General features: G+C 64.2%; 5 protein-coding genes. All 5 read left to right on the top strand.

The genetic code is table 11. The features are described 5' to 3' along the window. On the top strand, positions 1-324 hold a 324-nt coding region (locus VJ604_RS19100; protein WP_414652479.1), incomplete at its 5' end, for a peptidylprolyl isomerase. A 36-nt stretch (positions 325-360) separates the two neighbouring features. Next, a complete protein-coding gene (locus VJ604_RS19105; protein WP_324085275.1) occupies positions 361-1,671 on the top strand; it encodes a hypothetical protein in 1,311 nt (436 codons plus the stop codon). After that, positions 1,661-2,095, top strand: coding sequence for a cytochrome C (locus VJ604_RS19110; protein WP_324085277.1), 435 nt, complete (start codon positions 1,661-1,663; stop codon positions 2,093-2,095). Before VJ604_RS19105 ends, VJ604_RS19110 begins: the two co-directional genes overlap by 11 nt. After that, positions 2,083-2,724 carry a hypothetical protein gene (locus VJ604_RS19115; RefSeq protein ID WP_324085278.1) on the top strand — a complete coding sequence of 214 codons (642 nt, stop codon included), beginning with the start codon at positions 2,083-2,085 and terminating at the stop codon, positions 2,722-2,724. The genes VJ604_RS19110 and VJ604_RS19115 overlap by 13 nt, the downstream gene beginning before the upstream one ends. A 202-nt stretch (positions 2,725-2,926) precedes the next feature. Continuing rightward, positions 2,927-4,421, top strand: a 1,495-nt coding sequence (locus VJ604_RS19120; RefSeq protein WP_324085280.1) for a PAS domain S-box protein, incomplete at its 3' end; no start/stop codon positions are given.

The following is a 4,421-nucleotide window of genomic DNA, read 5'->3' on the forward strand; positions in this document are numbered from 1 at the left end:
GAGAAGCTGGGGGGAAAACTCAAGGGCGAAGAGGAGACGGTGAAGGCCAAGGACCTGGGCTTCGTCTCCTGGACCGACCTCCCCATCGACATGGTGGAGCCGCTCTACCAGCTCAAGCCGGGGGAGAGCAGCGCCATCATGGGGAGCCAGCAGAGCGGCTTCCAGATCGTCAAGCTGTACGCCAGCCGAAAGAGCCCCAGGGAGATCCGCTTCGCCGAGGTCTCCACCAACATCATGAACGGCCTGCAGGACCTCAAGATCATCGAGGAGCACCACCGCTACCTGGCGCAGCTCAAGCAGCAGGCTAAGATTGTGACATTTTAGAAAGGAGGGCATCTCTTGAAAATCCATCGAACGAAAATGTCCGCAGCCTCGGTTCCCCGCATCTTGAGGAGGTTCGGAGGGGTCATCGCTTCCTGCTCGCTGCTGGTGGGCACCGCGGCGGCGGCTCAGGCAGCCACCGAGGGGGTCAACGTCTGGGGGGAATCCAACACCGTCCTGCGGTTCCAAAGTAACACGGAGGACGACCGCATCTGGCCGCTCTACGAGTACCTGCACGTCGGCGCCAGCACGCCATGTCCCAACGGGGTCTGCTCCTTCGCCGCCGGCGGCTGGGGGCGCCTGGACCTGGCGGACAACACCACCAATCAGGACACCAACGGCGACCTGCAGTACGGCTTCCTCAAGTACCAGGCGAACAAGAGCAACACCCAGTTCACCCTGGGGCGCCAGACGGTCAGCGAGGGGGTGGCCAGCGACAACCTGCAGGGGCTCTACATGAGAAGCGACTTCCTGTACGGCTTCACGGGGTCCGCCTACATAGGGCAGCCGGTGACCACCGAGCCCAACTACAAGGGGGGGAGCCTCATCTACGGCGGCAGGATCGCCCACTTCGTCCCCAACCTCTACGCCATCGGCTTCAGCTACGTGAGAAGCACCCAGTACGATCAGAACCTGCGCGAGCAGGAAGGGATCGACCTCTGGCTGCACCCGCTCCCCATGGTAGACATCACCGGCCGTTCCACCTATAACTCCCTCACCAACGGCTGGGCCGAGAACGCCTACACGCTGAGCGTCACCCCCCTGGACTGGGTAAGGGCGAGCTTCAACCTGCAGCAGCTCAACTACCGCGACTACTTCAGCCAGGTGACCACCAGCGCGCTCAGCCTGGTCCCCAACGGCCCCCTCGACCCCAACGAGTCGGTGGTGAGTGTGGGGGGGACGCTGGGCTGCACGCTGGTGAAGAACCTCAAGCTTTCCGCCGACGCCAAGCACTACAACTATGAGAAGGAGGGTGACGCCAACTACTTCGGCGGCGGCATCGTCTATTCCCACCCGGACTACGTCACGGCCGGCTTCAACTACCACCGGATGAACGGCGCCAGCCAGCGGTTCAAGTACGACCAGTACTTCGCCTACGTAAGCAAGGAGATCGGCCCTGCCGACTTCACCATCAGCTTCTTCGACGTGGACTACGACAACGGCATCTACAGCAACGGCGTGAAGAACACCTTCGCGGTGACCTGGGCTGCGGGCTATGCCTTCACCAAGAGCCTGAAAGTGGCCGCCGACGTCGACTTTTTCAGATCCTCTGAGTTCGTCAATGGAGTGGAAGGATTGATTAAACTGACGTATGCATTCGGCTCAAAAGGAGGACAAAGTGAAAAGTAAACTGCTGATAGCGATGGCCATGCTGATGCTGTCGTTCCTGTACGCCTGCGCCAACACCAACTCCATCGCCCGGGTGCATCCGGAGAAGGTCGAGGGGCTCCCCCGCTGCGCTGAGTGCCATACCGACAGCTGGGGAGCTCTCAACCACCAGGCCGAGGACTTCTACCTCAAGCACAAGTTCTACGCCTACCAGTACCGGACGGCCTGCAACGCCTGCCATGAGGAAGCCTACTGCATGGAGTGCCACGCGCACAAGGAAGAGATCAAGCCGAGCGACCTGCACAAGGACCAGCCTGACTTTGCCCTGCCCCACCGCGGCGACTACCTGAGCCAGCACAAGGTGGACGGCAGGATAGACCCGGCATCCTGCATGAAATGCCACGGAAGACAAAATAACGAGAGGTGCAAATCATGCCACAGATAACCAAATCGTCATTGGCCCTTGCTCTTGCGCTGGCCGGCTTCTTTGGCGTGTTGTCGATGGCCGGTTGCGGAGACAGCGCCAAGCTTGCCAACTACGACGCGGCGAAGGGAGCGCACACCGGCGACTGGGCGCTCGAGCACCAGCCGCAAGCGCTGGCGCACCTGGATAACTGCACCCAGTGCCACGGCCAGGATCTGGCCGGCGGGATCTCCAAGGTTTCCTGCGCGGTCTGCCACTCCGTGCAGTTTGTGAGGCCCGGCGTCCCCGCGGCGGGGATCGCCATCCATCCGCCTGACTGGGACGACCTGGTCTACGCGCGGCACGCGCCCTACGTGCAGCAGAAAGGGACCATCGGCTGCGCGAGCACCTACTGCCACGGCGTCGCCCTGACCGGCGGCCTTGGACCCTCCTGCAGCAGCTGCCACATCGGCGGCCCTCTGCACGTGCATCCGGAGGGCTGGAACACCACGGCCGACCTGACCTCCGGGTCTCCGCTGCACTCGCAGTACGTGCTGGCCAACGGCACCGCCACCTGCCGCAACGGGGTCTGCCACGGCGCCCAGCTGCAGGGCGTGCCGCTGAGCGGCCCCCCCTGCTCCCTGTGCCACGGGGGGACCGTCTTCCCCTAACTGCTCACGCGCTCCCCGCGGGCGCCCGCAGCTCTCCCAAGCCCGCCAATCCCACGATTGGCGGGCTTTCTTTATGCCCCCCGCCACCATTTCCTTCAAGTTCCTTGGGCGCCCGCCGATACGGCCTCCATACGCGACTGCCGGCCTTTCGTAAAGGATCATCGTGAAGCAACCAGACATCCCACAATCCAGATTTCCCTCCGTGGTCGGAACCATCCCCATCCTGCTGCTGGTGCTGTTCGGCATCGAGATCATGCTGATGTACCTCCTGCCGCTTTTGTTGCCGGTGGGCAACCCGCTCCTGGAGAACCTGGCCGACGCGGGCCTGCTGACCATCCTGTTCACCCCGGTGCTCTACCGTTTCATCTTCAGGCCGTTTCGGGAGATAGCGGACGTGCAGAATTCGCTGGCCGAAACCATCATGGCCCAGCTGGTGGACGGGGTGGTGGTGTTGGACGGCAAGCTGGCCATCAGGTCGCTTAACGGCGCCGCCGAGCGGATGTTCGGCTATGCGGGGAGTGAGGCGGCGGGGAAAGGGATCGGTGAGGTGCTGGGGAACGCGCTGGAGGGGCTGGGCGAGCCCGGCCAGGCGCCGCTTCCCCCCTGGCCGGGAGAGTCGGTCCGGGAAGTGGAGGCGATCCGGTGCGACGGCAGTCGCCTGGCGGTGGAACTCTCGGTGAGCCCGCTCAGGCTGGGAGGGGAGTGGCTGTGGCTCGCCATGGTGCGCGACGTCTCCGCCAGGAAGCAGGACCACCTGCGGCTCAAAGAGACCCTCTCGCTCTTGGGCGCCACCATCGAGGCCACCGCCGACGGCATCATCGTGAAAGATCTGAAAGGCAAGCTGGTGATCTGCAACCGCCGGTTCGCCGAGATGTGGCGGCTGCCGCCGCATCTTTTGGAGACCGGCAACGACCAGCTGATGCGCGCCTTCGTGGCGGAACAGTTGAAGGAGCCGGGGGAGTTCCTGGAGCTCACCGAAAAGGAATACCTGGGGACGGAGCGGGAGACCAGGGACTGGCTCTCCTTCAAGGACGGCAGGATCTTCGAGCGCTACTCCTCGCCGCAGGTGGTGGACGACCGGATCGTGGGGCGGGTGATCTGCTTCAAGGACCTGACCGAGCAGAGGCACCTGGAGCTCCAGCTGCGCCACGCCCAGAAGATGGAGGCGCTGGGGGCCCTGGCCGGAGGGGTGGCGCACGACTTCAACAACATCCTCACCGTGATCATGGGCTTTTGCACCATCACCGCCTCCGCCCTCGAAGAGCAGAGCCCGCTCAGGCGCAACCTGGAGCAGATCATGGCCGCCTCCGAGCGGGCCCTCACCCTGACCGCCAGCCTGCTCACCTACAGCAGGAAGCAGCCGATGCACCTCAAGCCCGTGGAGCTGAACGGCCGGGTGCGCCAGACCGAGCGGTTCCTGGCCCGGCTGATCGGTGCGGGGATCGAACTGGTCACCACGCTGTGCCCCGAGCAGCTGACGGTGCTGGCGGACGGCGGGCAGCTGGAGCAGGTGCTGATGAACCTGGCCACGAACGCCCGCGACGCCATGGCCGGCAAAGGGTGCCTGGCCATCGAAACCCGCAGGATCGAGATCGAGGAGGAGTTCGTGAGGCTGCACGGCTACGGCCAGCCGGGGACCTTCGCGCTGCTCACCGTCTCGGACACCGGCGCCGGCATGGAGCAGGCGGTCAGGGAGA

Origin of the sequence: Geomonas sp., assembly GCF_035254065.1 — a bacterium.
GTDB lineage: Bacteria > Desulfobacterota > Desulfuromonadia > Geobacterales > Geobacteraceae > Geomonas.

What these genes read in the sequence shown, in the direction of transcription:
- VJ604_RS19105 (WP_324085275.1), top strand. Translation starts at nt 361, where the DNA reads ATGTCCGCAGCCTCGGTTCCCCGCATCTTGAGGAGGTTCGGAGGGGTC.
- VJ604_RS19115 (WP_324085278.1), top strand. Translation starts at nt 2,083, where the DNA reads ATGCCACAGATAACCAAATCGTCATTGGCCCTTGCTCTTGCGCTGGCC.